Annotated in this window: 25 protein-coding genes and 2 pseudogenes; 9 read left to right on the top strand and 18 right to left on the bottom strand. The window is 36.2% G+C overall.

The window, feature by feature from the left end; all coding sequences use genetic code 11:
- The first annotated feature begins 65 nt into the window (after nt 1-65).
- Nucleotides 66-902: an NAD(P)H-hydrate dehydratase gene (locus IGK14_RS04730; protein WP_034857687.1), complete on the top strand. Its 837-nt coding sequence runs from the start codon at nt 66-68 to the stop codon at nt 900-902.
- Nucleotides 903-976: 74 nt separating this feature from the next.
- Here IGK14_RS04730 and IGK14_RS04725 read toward each other — a convergent pair whose 3' ends face one another.
- Together IGK14_RS04725 and IGK14_RS04720 are read right to left on the bottom strand one after the other, a co-directional pair.
- Nucleotides 977-1,192, bottom strand: coding sequence for a Beta-galactosidase C-terminal domain (locus tag IGK14_RS04725; RefSeq protein ID WP_267913025.1), 216 nt, complete (start codon nt 1,190-1,192; stop codon nt 977-979).
- 9 nt (nt 1,193-1,201) lie between these two features.
- Nucleotides 1,202-2,479 (bottom strand): annotated as a pseudogene (locus IGK14_RS04720) (extracellular solute-binding protein); the annotation flags it as partial.
- Nucleotides 2,480-2,556: 77 nt separating this feature from the next.
- On the opposite strand from IGK14_RS04720, the gene IGK14_RS04715 reads away from it, so the two are divergent.
- Nucleotides 2,557-3,237: an IS6-like element IS1216 family transposase gene (locus tag IGK14_RS04715; RefSeq protein ID WP_174131310.1), complete on the top strand. Its 681-nt coding sequence runs from the start codon at nt 2,557-2,559 to the stop codon at nt 3,235-3,237.
- Nucleotides 3,216-3,722 (top strand): transposase, encoded by a 507-nt coding sequence (locus IGK14_RS04710; RefSeq protein WP_309301521.1) that lies wholly within the window; start codon nt 3,216-3,218, stop codon nt 3,720-3,722. The genes IGK14_RS04715 and IGK14_RS04710 overlap by 22 nt, the downstream gene beginning before the upstream one ends.
- A gap of 197 nt (nt 3,723-3,919) precedes the next feature.
- Here the strand turns inward: IGK14_RS04710 and IGK14_RS04705 are convergent, their stop codons facing one another.
- The 6 genes from IGK14_RS04705 to IGK14_RS04680 are packed head-to-tail and all read right to left on the bottom strand — an operon-like array spanning nt 3,920 to nt 8,678.
- Nucleotides 3,920-4,516 (bottom strand): YdhK family protein, encoded by a 597-nt coding sequence (locus tag IGK14_RS04705; protein WP_104866401.1) that lies wholly within the window; start codon nt 4,514-4,516, stop codon nt 3,920-3,922.
- A 20-nt stretch (nt 4,517-4,536) separates the two neighbouring features.
- Nucleotides 4,537-4,743 (bottom strand): hypothetical protein, encoded by a 207-nt coding sequence (locus tag IGK14_RS04700; RefSeq protein WP_002307659.1) that lies wholly within the window; start codon nt 4,741-4,743, stop codon nt 4,537-4,539.
- 14 nt (nt 4,744-4,757) lie between these two features.
- Nucleotides 4,758-6,152, bottom strand: coding sequence for a sensor histidine kinase (locus tag IGK14_RS04695; protein WP_194186270.1), 1,395 nt, complete (start codon nt 6,150-6,152; stop codon nt 4,758-4,760).
- Nucleotides 6,152-6,832: a response regulator transcription factor gene (locus tag IGK14_RS04690; protein ID WP_002294790.1), complete on the bottom strand. Its 681-nt coding sequence runs from the start codon at nt 6,830-6,832 to the stop codon at nt 6,152-6,154. Before IGK14_RS04690 ends, IGK14_RS04695 begins: the two co-directional genes overlap by 1 nt.
- 27 nt (nt 6,833-6,859) lie before the next feature.
- Nucleotides 6,860-8,443: a multicopper oxidase family protein gene (locus tag IGK14_RS04685; RefSeq protein ID WP_002375819.1), complete on the bottom strand. Its 1,584-nt coding sequence runs from the start codon at nt 8,441-8,443 to the stop codon at nt 6,860-6,862.
- A 10-nt stretch (nt 8,444-8,453) separates the two neighbouring features.
- Complete coding sequence (locus IGK14_RS04680) at nt 8,454-8,678, bottom strand: heavy-metal-associated domain-containing protein (RefSeq protein ID WP_002294786.1); 225 nt, start codon at nt 8,676-8,678, stop codon at nt 8,454-8,456.
- A gap of 181 nt (nt 8,679-8,859) precedes the next feature.
- On the opposite strand from IGK14_RS04680, the pseudogene IGK14_RS04675 reads away from it, so the two are divergent.
- Nucleotides 8,860-8,979, top strand: a pseudogene (locus IGK14_RS04675) (transposase); the annotation flags it as partial.
- A 340-nt stretch (nt 8,980-9,319) separates the two neighbouring features.
- Here the strand turns inward: IGK14_RS04675 and IGK14_RS04670 are convergent.
- From IGK14_RS04670 to IGK14_RS04655, 4 genes are read right to left on the bottom strand one after another with little or no spacing between them, the layout of a single operon-like run.
- Nucleotides 9,320-9,529: a heavy-metal-associated domain-containing protein gene (locus tag IGK14_RS04670; RefSeq protein ID WP_002325575.1), complete on the bottom strand. Its 210-nt coding sequence runs from the start codon at nt 9,527-9,529 to the stop codon at nt 9,320-9,322.
- Nucleotides 9,530-9,545: 16 nt separating this feature from the next.
- Nucleotides 9,546-11,990, bottom strand: coding sequence for a heavy metal translocating P-type ATPase (locus tag IGK14_RS04665; protein ID WP_438711691.1), 2,445 nt, complete (start codon nt 11,988-11,990; stop codon nt 9,546-9,548).
- The gene (locus IGK14_RS04660) at nt 11,974-12,339 is read right to left on the bottom strand and encodes a BlaI/MecI/CopY family transcriptional regulator (RefSeq protein ID WP_104866399.1); all 366 of its coding nucleotides are present in this window, start codon (nt 12,337-12,339) and stop codon (nt 11,974-11,976) included. Before IGK14_RS04660 ends, IGK14_RS04665 begins: the two co-directional genes overlap by 17 nt.
- A 15-nt stretch (nt 12,340-12,354) precedes the next feature.
- On the bottom strand, nt 12,355-12,969 hold the full coding sequence (locus IGK14_RS04655) for a TIGR01906 family membrane protein (RefSeq protein ID WP_002319974.1): 615 nt from the start codon (nt 12,967-12,969) through the stop codon (nt 12,355-12,357).
- Between the two features lie 155 nt (nt 12,970-13,124).
- Here IGK14_RS04655 and lgt point away from each other — a divergent pair, with 155 nt between their 5' ends.
- Genes lgt through IGK14_RS04640 form a run of 3 tightly spaced genes read left to right on the top strand, consistent with a single transcriptional unit; the run spans nt 13,125 to nt 14,318 of the window.
- Entirely contained in the window at nt 13,125-13,928 is an 804-nt protein-coding gene (lgt, locus tag IGK14_RS04650) for a prolipoprotein diacylglyceryl transferase (RefSeq protein ID WP_002294779.1), read from the top strand.
- On the top strand, nt 13,912-14,136 hold the full coding sequence (locus IGK14_RS04645) for a DUF2933 domain-containing protein (RefSeq protein ID WP_002307648.1): 225 nt from the start codon (nt 13,912-13,914) through the stop codon (nt 14,134-14,136). The genes lgt and IGK14_RS04645 overlap by 17 nt, the downstream gene beginning before the upstream one ends.
- Complete coding sequence (locus IGK14_RS04640) at nt 14,133-14,318, top strand: DUF2933 domain-containing protein (RefSeq protein ID WP_002307645.1); 186 nt, start codon at nt 14,133-14,135, stop codon at nt 14,316-14,318. The genes IGK14_RS04645 and IGK14_RS04640 overlap by 4 nt, the downstream gene beginning before the upstream one ends.
- 600 nt (nt 14,319-14,918) lie before the next feature.
- Here IGK14_RS04640 and IGK14_RS04635 read toward each other — a convergent pair.
- Nucleotides 14,919-16,202, bottom strand: a complete 1,284-nt coding sequence (locus tag IGK14_RS04635; RefSeq protein WP_005237611.1) for a hypothetical protein — start codon at nt 16,200-16,202, stop codon at nt 14,919-14,921.
- Between the two features lie 201 nt (nt 16,203-16,403).
- Nucleotides 16,404-16,808, bottom strand: coding sequence for a NusG domain II-containing protein (locus tag IGK14_RS04630; protein WP_002337550.1), 405 nt, complete (start codon nt 16,806-16,808; stop codon nt 16,404-16,406).
- Nucleotides 16,809-17,080: 272 nt separating this feature from the next.
- Here IGK14_RS04630 and IGK14_RS04625 point away from each other — a divergent pair, with 272 nt between their 5' ends.
- Together IGK14_RS04625 and IGK14_RS04620 are read left to right on the top strand one after the other, a co-directional pair.
- Nucleotides 17,081-18,448: a peptidoglycan DD-metalloendopeptidase family protein gene (locus tag IGK14_RS04625; protein WP_002337549.1), complete on the top strand. Its 1,368-nt coding sequence runs from the start codon at nt 17,081-17,083 to the stop codon at nt 18,446-18,448.
- 2 nt (nt 18,449-18,450) lie between these two features.
- The gene (locus IGK14_RS04620) at nt 18,451-19,140 is read left to right on the top strand and encodes a class A sortase (RefSeq protein WP_002337548.1); all 690 of its coding nucleotides are present in this window, start codon (nt 18,451-18,453) and stop codon (nt 19,138-19,140) included.
- Nucleotides 19,141-20,254: 1,114 nt separating this feature from the next.
- Here the strand turns inward: IGK14_RS04620 and IGK14_RS04615 are convergent.
- From IGK14_RS04615 to IGK14_RS04600, 4 genes are all read right to left on the bottom strand, one after another.
- Nucleotides 20,255-20,533 carry an adenylate kinase family protein gene (locus IGK14_RS04615; protein WP_002337547.1) on the bottom strand — a complete coding sequence of 93 codons (279 nt, stop codon included), beginning with the start codon at nt 20,531-20,533 and terminating at the stop codon, nt 20,255-20,257.
- A gap of 131 nt (nt 20,534-20,664) precedes the next feature.
- Nucleotides 20,665-22,767: a copper-translocating P-type ATPase TcrB gene (gene tcrB, locus IGK14_RS04610; protein WP_086294040.1), complete on the bottom strand. Its 2,103-nt coding sequence runs from the start codon at nt 22,765-22,767 to the stop codon at nt 20,665-20,667.
- 138 nt (nt 22,768-22,905) lie between these two features.
- Entirely contained in the window at nt 22,906-23,112 is a 207-nt protein-coding gene (gene tcrZ, locus IGK14_RS04605) for a copper chaperone TcrZ (RefSeq protein ID WP_002294571.1), read from the bottom strand.
- A gap of 83 nt (nt 23,113-23,195) precedes the next feature.
- A complete protein-coding gene (locus tag IGK14_RS04600) occupies nt 23,196-25,661 on the bottom strand; it encodes a heavy metal translocating P-type ATPase (protein ID WP_438711685.1) in 2,466 nt (821 codons plus the stop codon).

Below are 25,661 nucleotides of genomic sequence, written 5' to 3'. Positions count from 1 at the left end.
TGAAATTTCTAGGAAACAGGTATAATAAATATAACTCGATTTTGATTAACGAAAGGAGTCATTGCATGGAGCAACTTGATTCTGCAATTTTATCCAAAGTGATCCAACAGCGCCCGACAAAAAGCCACAAAGGCACTTTTGGCCGAGCCGTTTTAGTAGGGGGCAACCGCCAATTCGGTGGGGCGATCTTAATGGCTGCGCAAGCCTGTGTGTATGGGGGAACTGGTTTGACCACCGTGATCTCCGATGGCGTCAACCGAACCGCCCTGCACGCCCGCTTGCCTGAAGCGATGTTTGTCGATTGGCAGCAAACAGAACTGATCGATACGGTCACCGAATCGGCGGACGTCCTACTGATTGGTCCTGGATTAGGCGAAGGAAAAAGCAATTTTGATCTGCTGCAGCGGATCGTTTCTGCCCAAAAAGAACACCAATGGTTGGTGATCGATGGTTCGGCGATCAATTTGGCTGCCAAATATCCGCTGATCATCCCCTTTCCTGAACAAGTCGTCTTCACGCCGCATCAGATGGAATGGCAACGGCTCAGCGGACTGGCAATTGCCGACCAGACAGAAGAAAACAACCAGCAAGCCCAACAAAAACTCGGAAGTCTGGTAGTCTTAAAAAGCCATCGCACACAAATTTACGGCAGCAACATCGCCCAAAATCCCCTCGGAACACCCGCAATGGCGACTGGTGGGATGGGTGATACGCTGGCAGGCATGATCACCAGCTTTTTGGCACAGTTTGAAAAAACAGAGGAAACGATCCAAGCGGCTGTCTATCTCCATAGCCTGATTGGCGAAGCATTGGCAAAAGAGCACTATGTCGTTTTGCCGACACAAATCAGTGCCGCATTGCCTCAATGGATGAAAAAGCACCAAGCATCCGATCCAGAATGATTTCTGATAAACCATTCATCAAAAAAACGTCCCTTTCTGCATTTGTCGAAAGGGACGTTTTTTCCAATGGTCAGCTAATTGTTAAAATAAACCACTCGCACTTCATACGGCGCCAAGGTTGCTGTTTGAGGGACTGCTTGATTGGTCTCTAAATCAACGACTTCTTTGATCAAGTGTAGTGTCTGCTCTTTCTCAGAAAAATTCATGATGAAAAAGTACGTTCGTTCTGGACTGATCCTGCCTTGGATCGAGACTGCAGGATTGGCATGCGCGATCCTTTCCTCTGCCAAGGACAGCTCACGGACCAAAGAGGCATAAAACTGTTCGAAAAAGTCATAGTTGGTGCGAGCCGCCAGATAGTAGGCGGTGCCGGCACCAAAGGTATGTTTGGTGATCGCAGGTGTTCCTTGGTAAAAATCCGCTTGATACTCCCCTAGTACCTCCGCTGTTTCGGCTTCGATGATTGCAGAATAGTCCCGTGTTTCAAAGGGCTGTCCTTGAAAAACCAACTGATTGTGTTCAGTGTCAAAAAGAGTTTCCAGCTCCAACACGTTGATGCCTAATAATGCTCGCAACGGCTGTGGCAAGCCCCCCAGATACAACAAGTCGGTTTCATTGACCATGCCGCTAAAGTAACTGGAAATCAAGGTACCACCGGCTTGTGTATACTGGCAAAGTTTTGCCATCGTCTCTGATGTCATCAAGTAAAGCATTGGAGCGATCACCAACTGATAGTCAGAAAAATCTTGCTCTGGCGTCAAAATATCGACAGCGATGTCTTGTTCCCAGAAATAACGATAATGCTCCTGCAACGTTTGCGGATACCGTCTGGTTGGTCGACCAAACCCGCCGCCCCATGACCAGTGACCAGAGCCGCTTTCTTTTTCAGGAATTTGAATGACCCCAAATTCAAAGTCATCTGGTGCATTTTCCGCCAAACTTGAGTAGTAGTTGATGTTTTGCGCACGCATCGCCACTAATCCAGAAATGAATGGATCGGCAACCCCTGAACCAAATTCAGCTTCTAAGCGATTGATGGTATCTTGACCATAATACTCTTGCCAGTCTAAGATCCATTCCAACGCTTCCACTTTGTTGTCTGTATCGATTTTGACGTTCTCATCCTTGTCAAACCAGCTGACGCCATCGTCGGCATTCAACGCCCACACGTCAGCGCCTAGATTCCACAATGGGTAAAAGCCGATCCGCTCAAAGTCATCACCGTTTTTGACATCTAATTTACGAGCAACTGTTTCTAACTCCTCCCACGTTTGTGGCAGTTGCTCTTCACTGATACCAGCCTCTTTAAAGAGTGTCTTATTGTAGAAAATCACTTGCGTATCTGTATTGAAAGGAACGGCATAGGCATCCCCTTCGTATTCCACTGTATCCCATAATTGCGGATAAAATTCATCAGAAAAGCCCTCTTCGATATACTCACTTAAATTCGTTGCTTGCTGCGCTTCTGCCCGCTGAGCAACAGAATTGATATCTTGTACAATAACATCAGGCGGATTGCCAGCAGTGATCGACGACAGTGATTTTGTCCAAATATCGCCCCAAGGCTGGTAGCTGTATTTGGTTCTGTTGCAAAGTTTTAAATCTACTATCAAATAAGGTAGAATAATAGAAAAAGATAGCAGGAGGAATGACGATGAATCCTTTTAAAGGAAAGCAATTTCAGCAGGATGTGATTATTGTAGCCGTGGGCTACTATCTTCGTTATAACCTTAGCTATCGTGAAGTTCAAGAAATCTTATATGATCGTGGCATTAACGTTTCTCATACGACGATTTATCGTTGGGTGCAAGAATATGGCAAACTACTCTATCAAATTTGGAAAAAGAAAAATAAAAAATCCTTTTATTCATGGAAAATGGATGAAACGTACATCAAAATCAAAGGAAAATGGCATTATTTGTATCGAGCCATCGATGCAGATGGTTTAACCTTGGATATTTGGTTACGTAAAAAACGGGACACACAAGCAGCCTATGCTTTTCTTAAGCAGTTAGTGAAGCAGTTTGATGAACCGAAGGTTGTAGTCACAGATAAAGCCCCCTCTATTACAAGTGCCTTTAAGAAACTAAAAGAATACGGCTTTTATCAAGGGACAGAACATCGTACCATTAAATACCTGAATAATTTGATTGAACAAGACCATCGTCCAGTAAAGAGACGCAATAAATTCTATCGAAGTTTACGCACTGCCTCTACCACGATTAAAGGCATGGAAGCCATTCGAGGATTATATAAGAAAACCCGAAAAGAAGGCACTCTCTTCGGGTTTTCGGTCTGTACTGAAATCAAGGTATTATTGGGAATCCCAGCTTAAATCATAGATACCGTAAGGGATTTTATTCTTTATTTAAAACTTTGCAACAGAACCATCTGGATAGTTCCGATTATCAATATGATCGATCCTTTCGCAGACCAATGACGCAAAAAGCGATGGTCGATGAGCTTTTGAGTTACGACGAGCAATTAACCAGGGCTTACGAGACTTGCCAGCTCCTCCTCTATCACTTTAAACACAAGGACAACCAAAGTTTTTTCGATACGATCAACAGCTTAGATCAATGCCTTCCACAATGGTTTTGTAAGAAGCTGACGTTTTTAAATAAATACAAATTAGGGATTCAATATGCTTTAAAACCCAGGTATAGTAATGGTGCATTGGAAAGAACAAATAATAAGATAAAAGTGATAAAACGAGTAGCCTACGGCTATCGAAATTTCCACAACTTTCGAGCAAGAATTTATCTCATTCAAGGCTTGATCTTCCAAGTAAAACAAAAACCAGTTAAGCACTCTGCCTAACTGGTTATGACTAAATTTTCAGTTGTCTCTCTACCAGCACTAAATGTCGAAGAGCCAAAAATCTGAGCCAGAATGAGGTTCGTTCTGACCCAGATTTGATTTTGCACAACTCATCAGTCCTTATTAACAAAGAGCTCATATTCCTCATGTTGAGAATACGAAGGCCATGTACCAGCTTATTGGTTTAGTATATAAAATTACTCATTATTTCCGTCATATTCCATCTCATCTTCAGTTACCCACATATGATTCTTAACTTCTTCTTGACCATCGGTTGGAGTGTAATTAACAACGTAAACAGTTCCTGTAATAGATTTATCTACTTTTGCTTCAGCTCCCATCATCCCATCCATGTGATCGGCATTCAAGATAACAGTATCGCCCTCATTTGCTACAGTCTCAGTATCTTTTAACTCTTCTTGTACTACCCATCGATGATTGTTAACCATTGGTCCCCCAGTTTTTGGCTCATAGCTTACTTCATACATTGTAGTATCAAAGGCCCCTACAACTTGAGCATTTGCACCTTTCATCCCTTCCATATGATCGCCTAGCAGTATAACATTACTTCCCACCGGGAATTTAGGGTTCGCAGCATCTTTCATTGAAGAAGGAACCATACCTTCGTGATTCATTCCCTCCATACTATTCATTTCACTAGACGCTGTAGAAGTCGATTCCTCGTTTGTGCTTTTAGAATTATTCGATTCACTTTGATTGCTACACGCTCCTAAAAATACAATAATTCCAAGACTTGCAAATACTAATTTTGTCATCTTTTTCACTGTCTTCATCCTCCTTTAATTAATCACATTTAGGTCATCTCATAAATTTGTAATCCAAAAACTTCTTTTTTAATTGTAGCTATTGATAAGTCCTTCTTAGAAAAGATTACTACAGAATTTGATAAGATATCTAAATGAACTTTTTCGACACTATCTATCGAAATCAGTTGAAAAAATATTTTTTTTGCCCAACATTCACATACTAGTTTAGCAATTTTTATCTGTTTTTGAAACAAATAACTCTCCTCCTTTATTGAAATGGTAACTTTATAACAAATTTAGTTCCTAGACCTAATTTACTTTTTACAGTTATACTACCTTTATGCGCTTCAATAACGCTCTTTACAATAGCTAATCCGATACCTTGCCCCCCTAAAGCTCTACTTCTGGAGGGGTCAGCCATATAAAATCTATCAAAAATATGAAGTTGCTGATCTTTTTCTATACCAATGCCGTTGTCTTCAACAATTAAAAGAACATGGTCTTTATTTTTACTTATAGAAAACTTAATGGTTCCATCCTTTTGCGTAAATTTAATAGCATTACTCAAAAGATTGATAACAACTTGGTTCATTTTATCTTTATCTGCAAATATATTGATGTTATCCCCTTGGATTTCAACATGAAGGTTTTTTGACTCAAATTTGCTGGAGAAATTTTCAATAACGGATTCGATCAACTTATATATGCTAAACTCAGTTTTATTTAAATGATCATACTTTGCTTCAATTTTGTTGATTACTTCTATATTTCCAATTAAACGAGTTAGACGATCTATTTCATCATAACAAGATTGTAGGCGCTCGGGAGTTATTTTCCAGACTCCGTCAATCATTCCTTCCACATTGCCTTTAAGGGTAGCTAATGGAGTTCTTAATTCATGTGAAATATCAGTAGTTAATCTTTTTCGAAGTCCATGCTGTTTCTCCAACTGATTACTTAAATCATTTAGGGAATCAATCAAGGAATTAATTTCAATAATTGAAGTTTCTTGTGGGATTTTATCAGTATATTCCCCACGGGTTAATTTATGTGTAAAGTCGCTTACATGCTTTAGTGGTAATCCTAATCTAGCAGAGATCCACGAAGCAAGTATAAATGATACAAGAAGAGCTGCAATAGCAACATACATTAAACTTTGTTTCATACTGGAGATAAACAAGGCATCGTGCTCTGTATAAGCAAAAGGTCCGAAATAATAAAACGTTACTTTTCCAAACTCGTTTCCATCATTAATTAACTTCTTTTTCGCTTCTATTGTTTCGTCTAGTTTCACACTTTTTTTCTCAGAAACTTTCAAGGCATTTTTTTTCAGTTTGTCCTGTGCTGACTTCAAATTTTTTCCTTTAAGTTCCCAAACCATGTTGCCTTGTTCGTCTTCTATAGAAAAATAAATATTATTTTCTAATGCTTTCTCAGATAGTGCTGCAAGTTCCTCGCTGTTCCATGTTTCTCCACTATTTAACCACAATAAATCAATTGTATATACATACTGATTCAACAAATCTTCTTGTCGCTCTTCTACGTATTTACTAAAATGATTGTTCGTCAAACTTAATGCGACTAAACTAATCGATCCTATTATTAATGTTGCGATTGCTAAAAAGGAAAGAACTAATTGAGTTTTTATCGTTCTTTTTCTCATTAGTGGCCACCAAATCTATATCCTGTACCATGGACTGTCAAAATATACATAGGTGATTTAGCATCATTCTCAATTTTATGTCTTAAGTTTTTTATATGAGAATCGATGCTCCTATCTAGTCCATCAAATTCTATTCCCTTAACTTTCTCTATCAAATCACTACGAGAAAAGACTTTATTAGGTGTGGATATTAGGGCGTGTAGAATATCAAATTCAGTTGTTGTGAGGTTTAATTCCACTTGATGTAGATAAACTTGGCGACTTTCAGGATATACTATCAATTCCCCATTACTTGAAGAAAGCTTATTAGGATTTGATAAGGTCTCAGTTCTGCGCAATACAGTTTGTATTCTCGCAACTAATTCTTTGGGACTAAATGGTTTAATCATATAGTCATCGGCACCTAACTTGAGACCAGTAAGAATATCATCCTCATCAGACTTAGCTGTTAACATTATAATTGGTACATTTGATACTTCTCTGATTTTTCTACACACAGTCAATCCATCAGTATCCGGAAGCATTAAATCTAACACAACTAAATCAGGATTATTTTTCTCGAACTTTTCCAATGCCATTGCGCCACTTATTGCTTTATAAACTGAATAATGATTAGCAACTAGATAGGCATCAATAATTTCTAATATTTTTTCTTCATCGTCCACAATAAGAATTTTCATAGACAATCATCCTTCTTAAATTATTTTCTATTTAATTTCCATTTGTCCCATCATTCCATACTCTTCATGTTCTAATATATGACAATGATACATGAAAATACCTTCACGGTCGAATTTCACAAGAAGTTCTACTGTTTCATCCGGATTTACCAGCACAGTATCTTTCCATCCTTGCTCGTTTAGTGCGGGCTGATTTCCATCTCTAGATAAAATTTGAAACTGAACACCATGGATATGGAACGGATGAATCATGCCTCCCATCATACTACTAATATTGTTAACTTCCCAAATCTCTTGAGTACCTAATTTTTTATATAAATCTATTCTTTCCATATCAAATTGCTTATTGTTGATGTTTACCATGTGAGACATTCCTCTTAAATTAATACTTTGTCTTGCTAAATCTTCCAATTTCTTTTCATCTAAAGTACTAATAGTATTTAGACTATCAGAGGGAGTAAACTCTTTGTTTTCTATCGTATTCTCAATTCTCATTGTCAAGGCAACCAAATTATTTGCTAGTAAATGAATTACCTCACCTTTTTTATAATTCTGAGTATCCACTAATATTTCTGCCCTTTCCCCGGGGGCTAAAAGTAGTTTACTAAGTTTAACAGAAGTATTCAGAAAACCACCATCTGTAGCAATTTGGTAGAATGATTCATCTTTATCCAAAGTAAAAGTGAAGTTTCTTGAATTAGATCCATTAACAATTCTATACCTCATCCATCGGTTTTTTATCTCAATATATGGATTGATAGTGCCATTAGTAAGCAACGTCTCCCCTTTTGTTCCATCAGAGTTAAAATCATTTTCATAGTTAATTTGATTAGTGGAGCTGAAAGATTTATCTTGCACAATCAAGGGAATGTCGTCGACACCATATTTGGAAGGTAAATCTAATGATTTTGAGTTGTCATCATCAATATACATCAAACCTGCTAAACCCTTATAAACTTGAGATGCTGTTTCTCCTTCCGGATGGGGATGAAACCAGAGTGTAGAAGCTTCTTGATCAACCTCGAATGTTACACTTTTTTTCTGTCCTGCTTCTATAATCTGATGTGGACCTCCATCTGCATCAGAAGCTACTTTCAAACCGTGCCAATGAAAAGATGTGCTAGCATCAAGATTATTGTTTGTATTGATAGTAACTTTTTGACCTTTTTTCAGTCTAATAACTGGTCCTAAAAAATCCCCGTTATAGCCTAATGTTTCAGTTTTTTCTCCATCCATTATTTGAACTTCTCCGTTTTGAGCAACTATATCATATATCACATTTTCTTTGCTTTTTGAAGATGGTTCAAGAACAGGGGGAATCAATAGTTGTCTCTCCGTTTGGTGTACTACCTTCAAATCAGCTTCTTGATTATCCCCCATCATATTGGACATTCTACTTGAGATTTGTCGTTGTTCTTCTTGAAAGACAACTTCAGCATGCTCCTCCTTGTTCTGCTGTTGAATCAATATGAAAACACCGCCTAGGGTCAACATTGATATTGTTGCTGCTAACCAAATATATTTATTATTCTTCAACCCATCATCTCCCATATCTATTATGTAGTTACCATAAAAAAAATATGTGGAGATTTTGTGTTGATTCCCCCACATATACTTATACTTATATAGATATATCCCTAGTTACAGTATACTTTGTATTTTTTAGTAGTTGATTTAAGAATGTTAAAGTTAATTTTGAATCAGCATCGAAAGTAACTGTACCTCTAGCCAAATCAACTATTTTTACACTGACTGTTGGCTCTGCTTCCAAAGCATTTCTTACTTTTGATGCACACCTTGAGCAATTCATTCCGTCAATAACCACTATTTGCAAATATTTCATCATAAAATTCCTTCTTTCTTAAAAAAGTCGCCTATATTGGATTTACTAATCTAATCAATCTTTTAAGAATTGTCTTACAAGTATCATAAGGAAAATTTATGGAGAAACCATGTATAGAGTTTGTTTTAGAGCTTTTAAATATAGGATAGATACAGATTGATTTGTTTAGTGTATGATTGCATATCATGTACATATATCGCTAAGTATCGCGCCCAAAACATAGGTTTCGAGTTTCATGAATATCCTAACAGGTAGAAGTGCTATGATGATATTCGATAAGCATCCTAATATGAAATATAAGTTTAGAACTGCTATTTTGGATAGTTCTTCCTCCTATTCAAATAAATAATTGTTCTACATAAGAATTTCACAATCCTCTCTACCCTCCTCTACTACCAAGTGAAAATCCATTTCAACTAATACCAAAAACCTACATTGGGATTCCAAAGGATTTTTGAGTTCAAAAAAACATGAAATGCCTCTCAGAAATCCGTCCATTGGATTCAACATATACTTATGCACAAAAAGCAGTGAATAAATTTAAAAAACTGGTTTTTCTATATATCTCAATTTGAAAAAAGTAGAATATAGAGGAACTTTCTTACCATAAGAATTCACATATTTAATGTGATGATTCACCAAACTTATAATGCCTTATAATTCGTATTTTTCAACAATTGATTAATAACGCTAATTGATAAATCTGTCTTTGTTGCAATAGTTACTAAACCTTCTTCGAGATTTACTTTCCTAACAGAAATTGAGGGATTCTTTTCTAATGCATACTTAATTTCTCCGGCGCATCCTAGACAAGCCATTCCACTAATAAATAAGGTCTGTAAATGTTCAGTCATAAGACAATCACCTTTCCTATTTGACTTTGAAGTTTTTTAAGCGAAGTGAATTTAAAAGTACTGTTATTGAGCTAAAACTCATAGCAACGCCTGCAATTAACGGGCTTAATAAAGGCCCCCAAAAAATGTTCAAAACACCCATCGCTATTGGAACACTTAACATGTTATAAGCAAATGCCCAGTACAAATTTGACTTTATATTCCAAATTGTTTTTTTGCTTAAATCAATCGTGGACATTAGCAATTGCAGATCGTCGTTCATCAATATTATATCCGCAGATTCCATCGCTATATCAGTACCAGAACCCATCACAAAACCTATATCCGCTTGAGCGAGGGCAAGTGCATCGTTTATCCCATTACCTACCATTGCAACCCTATGTTCTTTTGACTGCAACATTTTAACATAATAGGCCTTTTCTTGAGGTAATACCTCACTAATAACGTTGGTGATCCCAACTTGATTAGCTATTGCCTGTGCAGTAAGTTTATTATCACCCGTGAGCATAACCACATTGAGGCCAAGTTTATTCAACTTTTGAATTGCTAATGCACTTGCTGGCTTTATAGTGTCTTCAATCGCAATTATTCCGAGAAAGATACGATCATTTGCAATATACACTGGTGTCTTTCCTTTAGATGCTAAATTATCTGAAATTAACTTAAATTTACTAATGTCTATATTCAACTGCTTAAAGAACTCTTCATTTCCTAAACTTACTTCGGTACCTTTCAATATAGCATTAATACCCAATCCAGAGAAAGATTCGAATATACTAGGTTCAACCAGATCAATCCCCACGATTTTGGCTTCTTTTACAATTGCCTCCCCAAGCGGATGCTCGGATGCTTTTTCAGCAGAGGCCGCTAAAAACAAGAGAAAGTTTCTATCCATATTTTCTGCAAGTATTATATCTGTTACCATAGGTTTTCCTTTTGTAATCGTACCAGTTTTATCGAATAATATTGTTTTTACGTGATGAGTTGTTTCTAAAGCTTCACCACTTTTAATTAAAATACCATTTTCAGCGCCTTTTCCCATACCGACCATAATAGCTGTCCGTGTAGCTAAACCGAATGCACAAGGACATGTTATAACTAAAACTGAAATTAAGACTGAGAATGAAAACGAAATACTTTGTCCAGATAGCACCCAAAGTAGACTAGATCCAATCGCAACTAGAATAATGATATATACAAAGTAACTTGAAATGATATCAGCCAGTTTTTCGATTGGAGCTTTCGAAGATTGTGCATCATCCACTAGTTTGCTTATTTGAGCTAAAGTGGTGTCTTTACCAATATGAGTTGTTTCATATCTTATTACGCCATTTTTATTTTTACTGGGTCCTATTACTCGGTCATTAGCTTTCTTTTCAACAGGAAGATTTTCACCTGTAGGCATAGATTCATCAACTAAAGACTTACCACTTATTACAATACCATCCAGTGGCAAACGCTCTCCTGGTTTTGCTATGATCACATCTCCTACTAAAACTGATTCAATAGGAACAGTCTGTTCCTTATTATGTCTGATAGTTTTCGCTGTTTTGGGAGTCATCCTCATTAATTTTTGTATTGCTTCAGATGTCTTATCTTTCGTCACCAACTCTAGGTATTTCTCTAGTCTGATTAACGTTAATATCACTGCTGATGCTCCAAAGTAGAGCTCTTTTGTATAGAGATAATTTCCGAATATAATCTGTATTGTTGCAAAGGTGCCGTATAAAAAAGCAATACTTGTACCTAAAGCAATTAATGTATCCATATTCGGATGTTTTTTCATGAGTGCGGAAAATCCAGTTTTATAATAGTCTTTATTGGCCAATATAACCGGAGTGGTAAATATCAATTGCGTCAGCGAAAAAAAACTAGGGTTTGTCGTAGAATCAATTATTTCAAATAGGGGTAACTCAAGTATATTTGCACTAGCAACATATAGAACAGGAATTGTAAATAGCATTGACGTGATAAATCTTCGCCTTAGCTTCTGTTGCTCTTGTTCTTTTGTTTTATAAATTACTTGTTCCTCCTCTTCAGAAAGAGCATATAGCTGATATCCAAGAGTTTTGACAACATCACTTATTTTTGCAACCGCTGAAGGGTCAGTTGATATTACCGAGAGTTTTTCTGCTTCAAAATTTACGTTGGCATATTTGACATAAGTCATTGATTTAACTACATTTTCAATTTTGTTAGCGCAGGACACACAAGTCATTCCACTTATTCCAAATACCTTTATCTCAGTTTTTTTTCGAATCTCAGCGTCATAACCAATGTCTTGAATAGCTGTTATAACTGTATGATTAGACAAAACACCTTCATCATATTCCAATTTTAGAACCTCAGTTGTTAAGTTAACTTTAGCGAAATATACTCCATCCAACTCATGAATTTTTTTCTCTATTGTTGTTGCGCAAACTGCACAAGTCATTCCATAAAGATTATATTTTGAAATCATTGAATTCCTCCGTGTCAGAACGTTTAACCAATCCGTTTAAATAGTAGCTTACTTCTGAGATACAACCTTCATCCATTCCAGAAAGTAACCTTGGTATTTCGGTTTCTAAAAATTCTTGCTTCTTAATCAGTGAAGTGTAGTATCTTTGGTTTTTTGAAGTGTTAAACGTGATCACATTTTTATCTAACAACCTTCTTATTAACGTTTTTGTTGTGGAGGGATGCCAACTATTACGCTCTTGCATTCCATGTGTTATTAAACCACATGTTACCGGTTCATATCTCCAGATAAACTTTAAAACATCTAACTCTGAATTCGATACCTGTATTTTGCGTTCGACCAAGACCATCCCTCCTTAGGCTATTCATAAAGTACGTTCTTCTTTATTAAACAAATGATGAATTGTTGTCAAAGTAGAAACACTTATAGTTACAATTAATAAAAAGCATAAAAAGAAAAATGTTTCCGGTAAAAAACTGATAATTGGATCTGTACGATAGTCAAACATCCAATCATCATTGTCAAAAAATACTTGATGAAAAAGCACAAATGCTTTATCAAAAAACAGAAGTGCCATTACACAGACTGATATTATCATCCACTTGATTAAACTAGTGATTTCTCTGACTTGATCACGCGTTACTAATTTTTTCCTGTTTAGGTATAAAAGAACGCTACTCGTAGAAAGAAGCAATGAATAGTTAAGCTGGAACAAAAATTTAACATCTTTAAAATGGTTTATACCGCGATCTGAGACGTATAGATTATCAAAAACCAATTCTTTTTGAAAAGGATTATTTAAATAGCCCATTAAATTTCTAAAATCTTGATTAACTTGAGATCTACTCCAGTTTTGAAAATTTATATCGCTTTGAAAGAATAAATTGATTTTGAGCAAACCAGGGAAGTTGATTGTCAATGTAATCGCGAGGGATAAAGCAAAGACAAAAAATAATAGAAATAGCATGCTTTTTTTCATTAAATTAATATTTATATTAGATCACTCCTTTTAATATAATGATAAAAAAACTTGTGTAGAAAATGTGTACTAATGTATCTGTCAAAAAGTCTACATAAAATTTCCATAATAGCCTGCTATAGTCAAAACAAGTTCATTAGGAAGGAGGGAAGAATTTGAGAGAACCCTACGACAGAGTATTTATTTCGTTTGGTCCATTTACTATTTATTGGTATGCCATTTTCATAGTGTTTGGGATCATAATCGGATATTTTGTTGCTAATAGAAGAGCAAAGCGTGCGGCATTGCCTGAGGATACAATTGTTGATCTGTTGTTATATGGATTGCCAGTTTCTATTATATCGGCCAGATTATACTATGTACTTTTTGAATTACCTTTGTACATTGATGATCCTTTAAGTATCTTAAAAATTTGGGAAGGTGGTCTAGCAATACATGGTGGATTAATTGGTGCTGTATTGACAGGGGTTATTTATTGCAAGAAGAAAAATCTTTCTTTTTGGAATGTTGCTGACGTAGTTGCTCCCAGTATAGTAATTGGACAAATCATTGGACGATGGGGAAATTTTATGAATCAAGAGGCCTATGGAGAAATTGTAGACATAGAGTTCCTGCAATCTCTGAAACTCCCATCTTTCATAATTGATCAAATGTATATTGATGGGGCCTACCATCATCCGACTTTTTTATATGAGTCTTTATGGAATATAGGAGTACTCATTATTTTGCTTCTGGTGTCTAGAAATAGAATGTTCTTTGGGCAAATATTTTTAATTTATGTTTCACTATATTCCGTCGGGAGATTCTGGATTGAAGGATTACGGACCGACAGTTTAATGCTAACAGCAAACTTGAGAATGGCTCAAGTCCTGTCCATAGTCCTATTAATTGGCTCTATATTAACTTACATCTATCTCAAAAAATCTAAGGAGGAAGATTTACATGGAAGCATTACTTAATCTCTTACCACTACTATTACTACTAATTTGCCCTATCTCAATGATGTTTATGCATAAAGGGCACGGACATGCTGGGCATCATCATATGCATGGAGAAGATCATTCAAAACACACTGGTTCCGAAAATGATATAGCAAGTTTAAAAATCCAAACTGAGCAATTAAAAGAAGAAGTTGCTACTCTAAAGAACTTAGTTAAGGAGCGATGACAATGCAGTGGTTATTACTTTTATTATGTCCGATAATGATGATATTTATGATGAGGGGTATGCACTCAGGATCGCATAATGAAAAAGATGACGAACAATTGAAACAGGATCTTGAAAATTTAAAAGAGCAAAATGATATCTTAAGTAGTGAACTAAGCGATTTGAAATCACGGTTAAAATAAGTTAAAGGAGTGTGATTTATATTTCACACTCCTTTAAAATTCACTAAATTCATGGTTCAGAATAGAATTGATTCTCTCAAAATATTTAGTCTAACTTTACTCTTTATAAAACGAATAAGGCATGCGTGGTTTATAATCTTTCTTTATGTATTTCTGACACCAAAGAAAATGATCCTCATCATTCCATCCACTCGTTGCATTCCACCAAGAGTACATAACATTCCCTGGTGTATGGGGTAGTCCATACACCAGGGGATTCTAGAAGTAAGATTTATTGTTTCTTTTTTAAGTGCAAATAAAACCATTATCTTCGATGAATATAAGGAAAATACCTTTTTAGATAACATTTCTAGGTTATGAATAGATAGTATTCACTCTATCCGCAATTTTCTTCAACGAAAAGTTACTAAAATGGAAGCATGGGCAGCATTAATATGATGATTTTCTTCTAGACGTTGCTAAGACATTCAATAGCAATGAGCGCCATTATAAATGTGGAAGCTACTCGTAAAAAAAGGGAAGATTGATTTCCAATTCTGCCCAAATGCTTATTTATACTACAATTAACCGTATTAATTTCAACTTCTTTGTCCAGAATAACTACCGAACTAGTTCACCACTTGGATAATGAGATATCGGGGCTAAAATTGTAAAATCTTTGCCAAATTTCTTCATAAAATTAGCATGTTTCTCTAAATCTGTAAATAGAATGTATCGTAAGTGATCATGCAAATTTTGATTACGCATATAATGTGGTCTATTAAATTGTGCTCGTATCTCCTCTTCACGTTGATCTGGTGAGACAATATACATCATCAAATTTTCTTGATGAATCGAATACAAATCATCCATTCGATTCATCCCAGAAATTATTGACGTCGATTTTTCAACCTCAAAAGCACATATCGGTTCCCCATTTTTTGAAAACCAAATAACATCAATCAAACCAATCGTCCTACTTAACGGATTTGGTAATTGATAGATTGTTTCTGGTAATAGAGGTATAGACACATCTCCTAAGCGATTCCCATCTACAATTCTATTATGATCGTTTGAGGCAATCCAAGCATGATAACCTATCTCATTACCTAAAGTAGCTAAGATATATTGGATTTTTTGGTGCACATTTTTGCCATCCTCTTTTTCCAACTTCTGTTTTATTAATTTCTGTGTGTTACTTTCTGAAATTCTGACATACTCTTCTTCATTTTCGCGAACAATATAATTTAGTTTCCCAATATCAAATAAAAAAGCTGAGATAGCACCCAAATCTTTCGAAAAAAGTCCTCCTAAGCAGTTGAGTTCAATCATACCATCACGGAGTTTAAAATAGTCCTCCCATTTACCTAAGCGAATTTTCGAGCCCGTAAGATAATTATATCCATTTACAATAGCTGTGTTAAAAGGAGGGAAAATGGTAGGTTCTAGAAAATATAAAATGTTTGCGACAGCTGGACCAAGCCCTCTGATTTTCTTTTCTGCTAGAATATTTATAGCAAATAACATTTTAATTTCTTGATTAGCTTTAAGAATTTGATCAAGACAAAGTGAAAAAGCTAACTGATTTTCCCTATTTTCATAAATATCCGGAATTCTCAATTTAGGTTTCCACATAAATGCATGCTTGGCTCCTTTAAAAATTTCTGTTTGTTCTGCAATTACATTCATTATGTCCTCTAGGGCTGAATTTTTAAAATCTGTTGGGAACGTTCCGTTATTGACATGTTTGATAAGTACTTGTACGTATTTCCTAACTTTTTTAAACGCTTTCAAACGTTTTTCACTTTTGATAAACCAAGTTTGATACAGTAAATTTTCGCGTAATTTATATTGATTAAACACATCTGTTAAATAAGTATTATCCACTGTAATGATAACCACCATCCCTATTAATATCAATTATTAATATTTTTATAACCTAGTCATCTCTAATAAAACGTGCTACATGCAACATTCCTAATATAATCAATTATAACGATAGTAGTTACTTTGGCCTGATATCTATGACTTTTCTTATTAAAAGTCTAGTTCGGCTCCATTCTGTAATCAATGTAAATGTAGGATTTGTATTATTTATTAGTCATACTAATAAATTAATGGATTCTCTTCTATTCCTAAAATTTCAACAATCAATTTATGAGGTAAACATATACTCATTTCCCCTGGTCTACTAATCCAGCCTGTACGAACAGCAATTTGATCAGGACTATTATCTTCTTTTACCCTAATTTTCCCTGGAGCTACTTCAATAATATTGTATTTCCCTTTTTGAGGATAATATGTTTTTTCTAAAGACTCACTAACTTGTGATAAGTTAAATTTGTCTACGACTTCTCCATCTATTTTAACAACTGCAATTACATCTTTACTTTCTCTATTATTTTCATTTTTATTAGTATCAAATAGTAAATATGGTAAAAATGATGCCATAATGACTCCAATAATAATGAGATAGTCCCAAGGTTTCGTAAGTCTCAATATTTTATCCACTAAATTCGTTCTCCTATATTAACTTTTGATATCATACTTTACAGTTGTGTGAATTTTATGTAGATATGTTTCTACTCCACAAAATCTCCATAAGTTTTAGTTATTTTAAATCTGTCTATTAAATTGAAATGTAGCATATGGATCCTATTACTTTTTGTATAGTAATTCCAATTTCAGTTCCTAATAGAACCTGTAATACACATAAAAATAGAGAGGAGAATATTTGTAAAATATTTCTTCACAATTAAAAATAAGGGAAGTGAAAAATCAATTTGAAAAAAATAATTATATCTACCTCGGTCATTGTGTTTTCGCTATTTTTTAGTAATAGTATATTAGTTAAAGCGCAGACTATTGAGGAAAAAATTAAAGAAAAAAATGATAAAATTGAAACGATTGTGAAAGATCAAAAATCAGCTAAAATTTATCTTACTGATTTAGATAACAAAATAACTCAGCTAGAAAATGAATATCAAAAAGTGCTAAAGGAAAAAAACACATCTGAGAAAAAACTTACCGAAATTAATCAAAAAATTACTACTCTTGAGAAAAAAATACACCTTAGAAATAAACTTATCGAAGAACAAGCTCGGAATGCACAAGTAAATCAAAAAAGTGACTCTATAATATCTGTCATGGTAAACGCTGAATCATTATCAGATGCAGTCACAGCAGCCTTTGGTATGACTAAGCTTATTTCTGCTAGTAATGAGATTATGCAGGCTCAGATAGATGATAAAGAAAGTTTAGATGAATTAAAAAAAGAAGCTGAGAAAAAAGTTATAGATGCGGAAAAGGAAACTCGCTCTCTCGAAGAGAAAGAAAAAAATCTTATAGAAGCTAAATTGAATCAAAGTATAAAAATTAATGAGATATCCGCTTCTTTGGCGACAGAGCAATCCGAGAAAGAAAAATTTGAAAATCAAAAACAAGAAGCAGAAAAAAGAAGGGAAGAGGAACTTAAAGCCCTAGCAGAGGAAAAGAAAAAAGAAGCAGAAGCTGCGGCTATTTTAAAAGCTCAAGAGGAAGAATCTGCATCTATTATAAAAGATCAGAAAAACGAAGTATCACAAATAGATGGTAACGAAGACATAGGAACAGATCAAGGAAATACTGATACGCAGGAAGAAAAACAGATCACAAATGAAACTTCGGATAAAGAATCTAACTCAGTTAATCAAGATGAGTACCAAGACAACAATAATTCTTCCAATAATAATCAGGTTCAAAGCCCTAGTTCTTCTGGTTGGGGCGCACCCGTAGCCAACATTATTGTCACAAGTCCATTTGGCGGAAGATCTGATCCTACTGGATTCTCTGGATCTTTTCACGATGGTATAGATATGGGTGGAACTTCGTCAACGCCTATCATGGCATCTAGATCAGGAACTGTAGTGCAGGCATCCTTTGATGGATCCGCAGGTAATTACATTATTATTGATCACGGAGATGGCTACTACTCATATTACCTTCACCTAAGTAATTTTATTGCTACACTGGGCCAATCAGTGAGTGCTGGCCAGACCATTGGCACCATGGGGACTACAGGAAATTCAACTGGAGTTCATTTACATTTTGGAATAGCGACTAGCTCAAATTGGTCTGGATTCGTAGATCCTGCTCCATTTCTAGGAATCTAAAAATGATAAAAAGAATCAAGCGTATTTTTTTAAATTTACTTTTAATTACCATTTTTCTTATAGGCTTAGTTTTAATATTTAATTTTCAAATTCGATCTTACTTACTGAATAAACAAGTTCAACAATATGACATAGCAAATTATTCAAAGAAAGATTTGGAAGACAATCTGAAAAGGAAAGGAAACTTTGACTTTGATTCTGTTGAATCTATTTCAAATGAGTTAGTATTAAAAGCACAATTTAAAAACAGTGATTTACCTATAATAGGTGGTATCGCTATACCCGATGTAAAATTATCTTTACCCATATACAAAGGCTTAGACAATATTTCACTACTTTCTGGGGCTGGTACAATGAAATCAAATCAGCAGATGGGAGAACGAAATTATGCTTTAGCAAGCCATAGTGCTAAAGATAAAACTATATTATTTTCTCCATTAGAGTTTATTTCTCTAAAAGAAAAAATATATGTAACAGACTTAAAGAATATTTATATTTACCAAGTGTCTTTGAAAGAAAAAGTGGATCCATCAAAAGTAGAAGTCATTGATGATATTCCTAATAAAGAAATGATCACTCTTGTTACATGCGGGGATTTGGAAGCTGTAACGAGATTGATTGTACAAGGCACACTGATCGATACAGTTGAATTTAAGAATGCTAATCAATATATCCAATCTTTATTTAGCTAATATAAAAAGTCTTATCAGTCCTGACAGATTACGAGTAGTACTTTTTATCAAAGAAAGAAGGTGCTTTCTAAATTCAAATTGTTTTATGGTCATAATAAATTAAATAGGGAAACGAACGCGATTATAAGTTCGTTTCCCTATTTTTTATGAGTGTCTTTAATCTAATTGAAAAGAGCCCTTTTTGATCCAACCTCAAGAAAATTTTGAAAAAATCTTACTATGGAGCTAACTAGTAACGCACCCTATTTAATCAATTAGGAATTTGCTCATCTCCCCCTTGTCATTCTATAGTTTCTAGGGAAGATTCAGACTGTGATTTTCCTAAGGAATATCCTCGTAATGACCGCAAGTAGCAATATTAATAATTGATTCCAAAACCATAAAGCAAAATTTATTTCCTACACTACTAGCAAATAACCTAGAATCACTGACCAAAAAAATTCAGCTGATTAGTATTTTCTTCATTTCCCATAAACCTAAGTCTAGAGCCCGTGCCATTAAATAGATACATAGGAAACTAAAAAGAAACGCATGCCATAGATTAAACATTCTCGACGAGTAATCTGCTTTGAGAGAAAGAAAGTCGGTACCACTACAAGTGATTGTATGTCACTATATATATGCGGATAAACTGATTTTGTTGTATTAACAAAGGTTCGATTAAAATAAACTCCGTTAAAAATCTTTGCTAAGAATTTAGTAAAAAAAGTTGATTCTATCGTTTGAACAGTGTTTCGAATCCCTTACGTCAAGTAGAACAATGTGGGGAGAATAAGTGCAGCCGTCATTAATAACGCTAATAGTGCATAAACAGTAAGTTTTAGCAGCATTCGACTAAATTCCGCAATTCGAAGATGCCTTCGATACCCCACAGCAAAAAAGAATAGAACTGAAAAAAAGTAACCATATATGCAATATAAAAATTCGAAACAATCAACAGAAAAATTCACACAATGTACCGCTTCAGCAGAATGTTCTTTTCAATGAAAAAGTGGATCTCGTCAATAATGAATGGTAAAAGAAAAAAGCATCCAGCCAAATAACATTTAAAAAATAGCCAGCCATTATACCAGAAAACATATAATTCAAAGCTTGCAACAAAGCAATACCTGGCTTATTGCTGAAGGGTACGTGGGTAACCATCTAGAACAAAGCCATTTTCAACATCTTTTGCTTGTAAGCGACTCTTAACCAATGAGATTATCCACTCATCTGGAACTAGCTCTCCTTTATTCATATATTCTTGCACTCTGAGTCCGAATGTATCTTTCTCCTTGGTTGCTTCTCGTAACATTTCACCAGTTGAAATAGCCGTCAGGTGGTACTCCTCTGCGATTCTTTTAGCTTGGGTGCCTTTCCCAGCACCAGGTAACCCTAAAAGGACCAGCCTCATAATTTTTCCTCCTTATAAACTAAAAAAGGAAGAGATGATTTTTTAAATTATTTCATCTCTTCCTTTCCTGTGAAACTATTGTATTTTTACACGATAAGGTCATTCAATTATTTCATGTGCCAAATAACTGTTTATTTTGGCTCTAATTTCAATGTCATAGCATTGATGGCAACAATTACAGTCGAAAGTGACATCAAGACGGCACCGACTGCTGGAGTTAATGTTATGCCAATTGGTGCTAGTATTCCTGCAGCTATTGGGATCGCGATAAAGTTATACCCTGCTCCCCAAACAAGATTTTCTTTCATCTTACGTGTGGTCTTCTGAGCCAACTCGATAAAGGATTCAATGTCGCCAGGGTCTGACTGTGTCAAGATGACATCGGCTGAATCCAATGCTACTTGAGTTCCGGCACCAACAGCTATACCAACGTCTGCTAATGCAAGAGAAGGTGCATCGTTGACCCCGTCACCGACCATGATAACTTTCTTTCCTTCTGCTTTAAGTTTTTCAATTAATTCATATTTGTCTTGAGGAGATTGATTAGCTAGATAATCAATACCTAAAATTTCTGCAGCTCCTTGAGCCGCTTTTTCATTGTCACCCGTTGCCATAATCGGCTGAATCTTGTTCTTTTTAAGGGCTTGTATTAAGTCTTTACTTGTCGGTTTTAATTCATCCCCTAAAGCTACAGCACCGATTGCTTGGTCGTTTTCTACTAAGACACTGAGGGTTGCTCCTTTTGGAATATCCATATCCAGATTACGTCCATATGATTTTTGACTGATTAATTGATAACGATGTCCGTTAGCTTGACCTTCTACACCAGCGCCAGAAATAACATCAATCGAATCAAAACTTACTGGACGTATCCCTTGCTGTTCTGCGTAACTAATAATTGACTGAGCGATAGGGTGACTAGATCCACCTTCGATACCTGACAATAAGGCAACGATTTCATCTTTCGTATATTTATCATTAAAGAGTTCAACATCTAATACTTTAAACTCACCAGTTGTTAAAGTTCCCGTTTTATCTAAAACTATAACATCTGCTTTTGTAGTCAACTCCAAAGCGTCCCGGTCTTTCACTAATAATCCCCGACTGGCCCCTAAGCTGGTACTACGAGCAGTCACCAATGGAATAGCCAGACCCAGGGCATGCGGACAAGCAATAACTAATGTGGTGACTGTAAAAATAACTGCCGTTGGTACATCAGCTATAACCATCCATATGACAAGGGCAATAAGCGCTACAATAACCGCAATATAAAAGAGCCATCCTGCAACTTTTTGTGCAAGATTTTCTGCTCGAGAAGATTGGCCTTGAGCTTGACTGATTAATGCCTGAACCTGAGAAATGAAGGACTTATCGCCCGTCTGCTTTATTTCCACATAGAGGACTCCGCCACCATTGGTTGATCCACCGATGACCTCATCTCCGGGATTTTTTTCAATTGGTTTCGATTCCCCAGTCACAAGCGCTTCGTTTACACGTGATTCTCCGCGAATAATGATACCATCAGCTGGAACATTTTCTCCTGCTTGAACACGGATAACATCTCCAATCTGAAGTTCAGACACAGGACGAGTCTCAATCGAATCGTCTTCTAAAACAACATGAGCATCTTTCGGCACCAACTCAGCCAATGCTTTTTGCGCGTCCCCTGCTTCACCCAATGCCTTCATTTCAATCCAGTGTCCTAATAACATGATTAAAATTAACGTTGTAAACTCAAAGAAGAAGTCCATGACATGTTCTCCGGTCACATATCGAGCGGCCACTGCGTAAACACTATAGGCATAAGAAACCGTTATTCCCAAAGTAATCAAGGACATCATGCCTGGAGCTTTTGAATTAAACTCATCTTTCGCACCCATGTAGAATGGTTTTCCGCCATAAATGTATAGAATTGTTGCCAATACAGCCGCTACAACGTCTGCATAAGGAAAAATAATTTGGAAAGGCAACTGAATATCCATCATAGGAGTAATGAGTAAGATTGCAATTCCTAATGGGAGTGACTTCAAGAAAATCTCCTTAAAGCTACCGTGATGGTGGTGGGCATGCCCTCCCATTGCGCCATGATCCATTTCACTGTGATTCATCTTGCTGTGATCCATCTGACTATGGTCCATCTTGCTGTGATCCATCTGACTATGGTCCATCTTGCTGTGATCCATGTCGCCGTGATTATGATGACTATGTGACGAATGTTTTTTGTTATTACTCATTTTTAATTCCTCCTTATTATATTAGAGAATAATTTTAAAGTTTTAGAACTTTCTCATCTAACACTGCATATAATTCTCATGAAAAGGGTTCTATACTTTATCTCTATCTACTATCTATGAATAAATGGTATTTGTACTTTATGCACTTAATACTGAATAGTTAGTTTCTGCTAAAGCAGCATTGAGCGTTTCGGTATCAATCTCTGTTTGACTTTCAAGTACTGCTTTTTTAGTCGCTAAATCAACCTCTACAGATTCAACCCCTTCAATAGCTGAAAATCTTTCTTGTACCGTGTTCGCACAACCTGCACATTTTACGCCATCTAATAAGACTTCTTTTTTCATTATTTTATTCCCCTTTTTTTTTTTATCTTCTCCTATTATATAGAATAGGAAGAAGTTTAAATCCCAAATAAGCTACGTGTTTTCTAAACAACTGCTGGTTTGAATCGTCTTAACCGTAAAGCATTGAGCAAGACCGATACGGAGCTGAAACTCATGGCGACTGCCGCAAACATTGGATTCATCAATGGTCCGCCAAAAATATGCAAGAGACCCATCGCAACTGGAATACCTACAAGGTTGTAAGCAAAAGCCCAGAACAAGTTTTGTTTAATGTTTCGTAGCGTTGCATGACTTAAATCAATCGCAGTCAATACAGCGGTTAAATCATTACGCATAAGGACAATATCAGCCGATTCAATCGCCACGTCTGTACCTGATCCAACTGCAATTCCGACATCTGCTTGAGCTAATGCGGGTGCATCGTTAATGCCGTCTCCAACCATCGCTACCTTCTTGCCTGCCTCTTGTAGTTTTTTGACTTCCTCTGCTTTATCTTCAGGTAATACTTCACTTAATACACTGTCTATACCCACTTGCTTAGCAATCGCTTTGGCTGTTCGTTTGTTATCTCCAGTAATCATGATTACTTCAACACCGCGTCTTCTAAGTTCTTTAACAGCCTTCATACTATTTTCCTTGAGTGTGTCAGCTACTGCGATAATTCCAGCTAGTTCTCCATCAACAGAGAGATACATCGGTGTTTTTCCTTCGTCTGCTAAACGATCGGATTCTTTTTCCACACTTGATAAATCAATCTTTTGCTCTAGCATCAGTTTACGGTTTCCAATGTACATATCTTTGCCCTCAATTTCAATTCGAATCCCGTGTCCAGGAATCGCTTCAAAATGATCTGGTTTAGCTAATGTCATGTTCTCTTCTTTTGATTTCTGTACGATGGCTTCGCCTAATGGGTGTTCAGAACCTGTTTCACCGGAAGCTGCATAATATAAAAGATTTTCTTTAGTAATAAGAGGAGTTACCAAAATATCCGTCACGATAGGTTTACCTTCTGTCAGTGTCCCTGTTTTATCAAATACAATCGTGTCTAAATTATGAGTGGTTTCTAACGCCTCACCACTCTTTATCAAGACACCATGTTCTGCCCCTTTTCCGGTTCCAACCATAATACTTGTTGGAGTCGCCAAACCTAAGGCACATGGACAAGCAATGACAAGGGTTGTTATGATAACGGATAAAGCAAATATTCCAGATTGACCTGCAATTAACCAAGCAATCCCTGCTAAAACGGCTAATGCTATAACAATCGGTACGAAATATCTGGTAATGATATCGGCCATTCGAGCAATGGGGGCTTTAGACCCTTGAGCATCTTCTACTAATTTTATGATTTGAGATAGAGTTGTATCACTTCCCACTCGAGTCGCGCGGTAATCAATGGAACCATTTTTATTGATACTAGCCCCAATAACCTCGTCTCCACTTTCCTTTTCCACGGGGATACTTTCTCCTGTCAGCATTGATTCATCGACTGAAGTGCGTCCCTCAACAACAACACCATCTACAGGCATATTTTCTCCCGGACGAACTCGAATAACATCTCCTAAAGCGACTTCGTCCACAGTAATCTCTTGTTCCACACCATTACGTATCACTCGAGCTGTTTTAGGAACCAAGTTGACTAATTTTTCAATCGCTGAGGACATTTGCCCCTTTGATCGCTCTTCTAAAAATAACCCTAACGTATGAAGAGTTAAGATAACTCCAGTCACTTCATAGTAAAGTAAATCGGAAAAGTTGCCGTAACCTAAGCCAGCTCCGATCGTCGCTGCCAGACTGTATACAAAAGCGGCCGCGGTACCAAGGGCAATCAGGGAATCCATATTTGGGTGACCTTTAAATAAGGTTTTGAATCCCTTCTGGAAATATTCCCAGCTTACTACCATTATCGGCAAAGTCAGAATAAGTTGTAAAAGAGAAAAATTAAATGCATTTATCATTGGGTCAACGATATTTGGTAGAGGCATACCTACCATATGACCCATGGATATAATTAGTAAAGGGATTGTAAATATAATGGATATCCCAAAACGATTTGAAAGTTGCTTCATTCTTTTTTCTTTTTTCTCACGCTTCTCTGCTCGTGAATTATCTTGAGTCTCAGTTGTTTCTAATACGGCTGCATAACCACTATTGGATACAGCACCAGTCACATCAGATACTGAAATTGCTGACGGGTTATAAGAAACTTGCATTTTTTCTGTCGCTAAATTGACTGAAGCTTTATCTACGCCCGACAACTTTCCGACAGCTTTTTCAATTGTCTGTGCACAGGATGCGCAGGTCATCCCTTCAATTGCAAAGGTTTGCGTCGTTCCTTCTTGGGCAATCAGTTCATACCCTGAATTATCCACCGCTTTTTGTAGATTTTCTACCGAAAAAGTTGTTTCATTGTATTCTATACTCAACTTTTCTGTTGCTAGGTTCACGGAAGCCTGTGTGACCCCACGTACTTTTTTTGCCGCTTTTTCTACTGTCTGCGCACAAGACGCACAGGTCATACCTTCTATGGCAAACGATTTATTCTCCAA

The sequence above is a fragment of the Enterococcus sp. DIV0970a genome, from assembly GCF_051711265.1.
Classification (GTDB): domain Bacteria; phylum Bacillota; class Bacilli; order Lactobacillales; family Enterococcaceae; genus Enterococcus_D; species Enterococcus_D casseliflavus.
The sequence above is the reverse complement of the archived record's forward strand: the minus strand, read 5'-3'. Positions and strand labels throughout refer to the sequence as shown.

What these genes read in the sequence shown, in the direction of transcription:
- IGK14_RS04730 (WP_034857687.1), top strand. Translation starts at nt 66, where the DNA reads ATGGAGCAACTTGATTCTGCAATTTTATCCAAAGTGATCCAACAGCGC.
- IGK14_RS04715 (WP_174131310.1), top strand. Translation starts at nt 2,557, where the DNA reads ATGAATCCTTTTAAAGGAAAGCAATTTCAGCAGGATGTGATTATTGTA.
- IGK14_RS04705 (WP_104866401.1), bottom strand. Translation starts at nt 4,516, where the DNA reads ATGAAGACAGTGAAAAAGATGACAAAATTAGTATTTGCAAGTCTTGGA.
- IGK14_RS04695 (WP_194186270.1), bottom strand. Translation starts at nt 6,152, where the DNA reads ATGAGAAAAAGAACGATAAAAACTCAATTAGTTCTTTCCTTTTTAGCA.
- IGK14_RS04690 (WP_002294790.1), bottom strand. Translation starts at nt 6,832, where the DNA reads ATGAAAATTCTTATTGTGGACGATGAAGAAAAAATATTAGAAATTATT.
- IGK14_RS04685 (WP_002375819.1), bottom strand. Translation starts at nt 8,443, where the DNA reads ATGTGGGGGAATCAACACAAAATCTCCACATATTTTTTTTATGGTAAC.
- IGK14_RS04680 (WP_002294786.1), bottom strand. Translation starts at nt 8,678, where the DNA reads ATGATGAAATATTTGCAAATAGTGGTTATTGACGGAATGAATTGCTCA.
- IGK14_RS04670 (WP_002325575.1), bottom strand. Translation starts at nt 9,529, where the DNA reads ATGACTGAACATTTACAGACCTTATTTATTAGTGGAATGGCTTGTCTA.
- IGK14_RS04665 (WP_438711691.1), bottom strand. Translation starts at nt 11,990, where the DNA reads ATGATTTCAAAATATAATCTTTATGGAATGACTTGTGCAGTTTGCGCA.
- IGK14_RS04660 (WP_104866399.1), bottom strand. Translation starts at nt 12,339, where the DNA reads ATGGTCTTGGTCGAACGCAAAATACAGGTATCGAATTCAGAGTTAGAT.
- IGK14_RS04655 (WP_002319974.1), bottom strand. Translation starts at nt 12,969, where the DNA reads ATGAAAAAAAGCATGCTATTTCTATTATTTTTTGTCTTTGCTTTATCC.
- IGK14_RS04645 (WP_002307648.1), top strand. Translation starts at nt 13,912, where the DNA reads ATGGAAGCATTACTTAATCTCTTACCACTACTATTACTACTAATTTGC.
- IGK14_RS04640 (WP_002307645.1), top strand. Translation starts at nt 14,133, where the DNA reads ATGACAATGCAGTGGTTATTACTTTTATTATGTCCGATAATGATGATA.
- IGK14_RS04635 (WP_005237611.1), bottom strand. Translation starts at nt 16,202, where the DNA reads ATGGTGGTTATCATTACAGTGGATAATACTTATTTAACAGATGTGTTT.
- IGK14_RS04620 (WP_002337548.1), top strand. Translation starts at nt 18,451, where the DNA reads ATGATAAAAAGAATCAAGCGTATTTTTTTAAATTTACTTTTAATTACC.
- IGK14_RS04615 (WP_002337547.1), bottom strand. Translation starts at nt 20,533, where the DNA reads ATGAGGCTGGTCCTTTTAGGGTTACCTGGTGCTGGGAAAGGCACCCAA.
- tcrB (WP_086294040.1), bottom strand. Translation starts at nt 22,767, where the DNA reads ATGAGTAATAACAAAAAACATTCGTCACATAGTCATCATAATCACGGC.
- tcrZ (WP_002294571.1), bottom strand. Translation starts at nt 23,112, where the DNA reads ATGAAAAAAGAAGTCTTATTAGATGGCGTAAAATGTGCAGGTTGTGCG.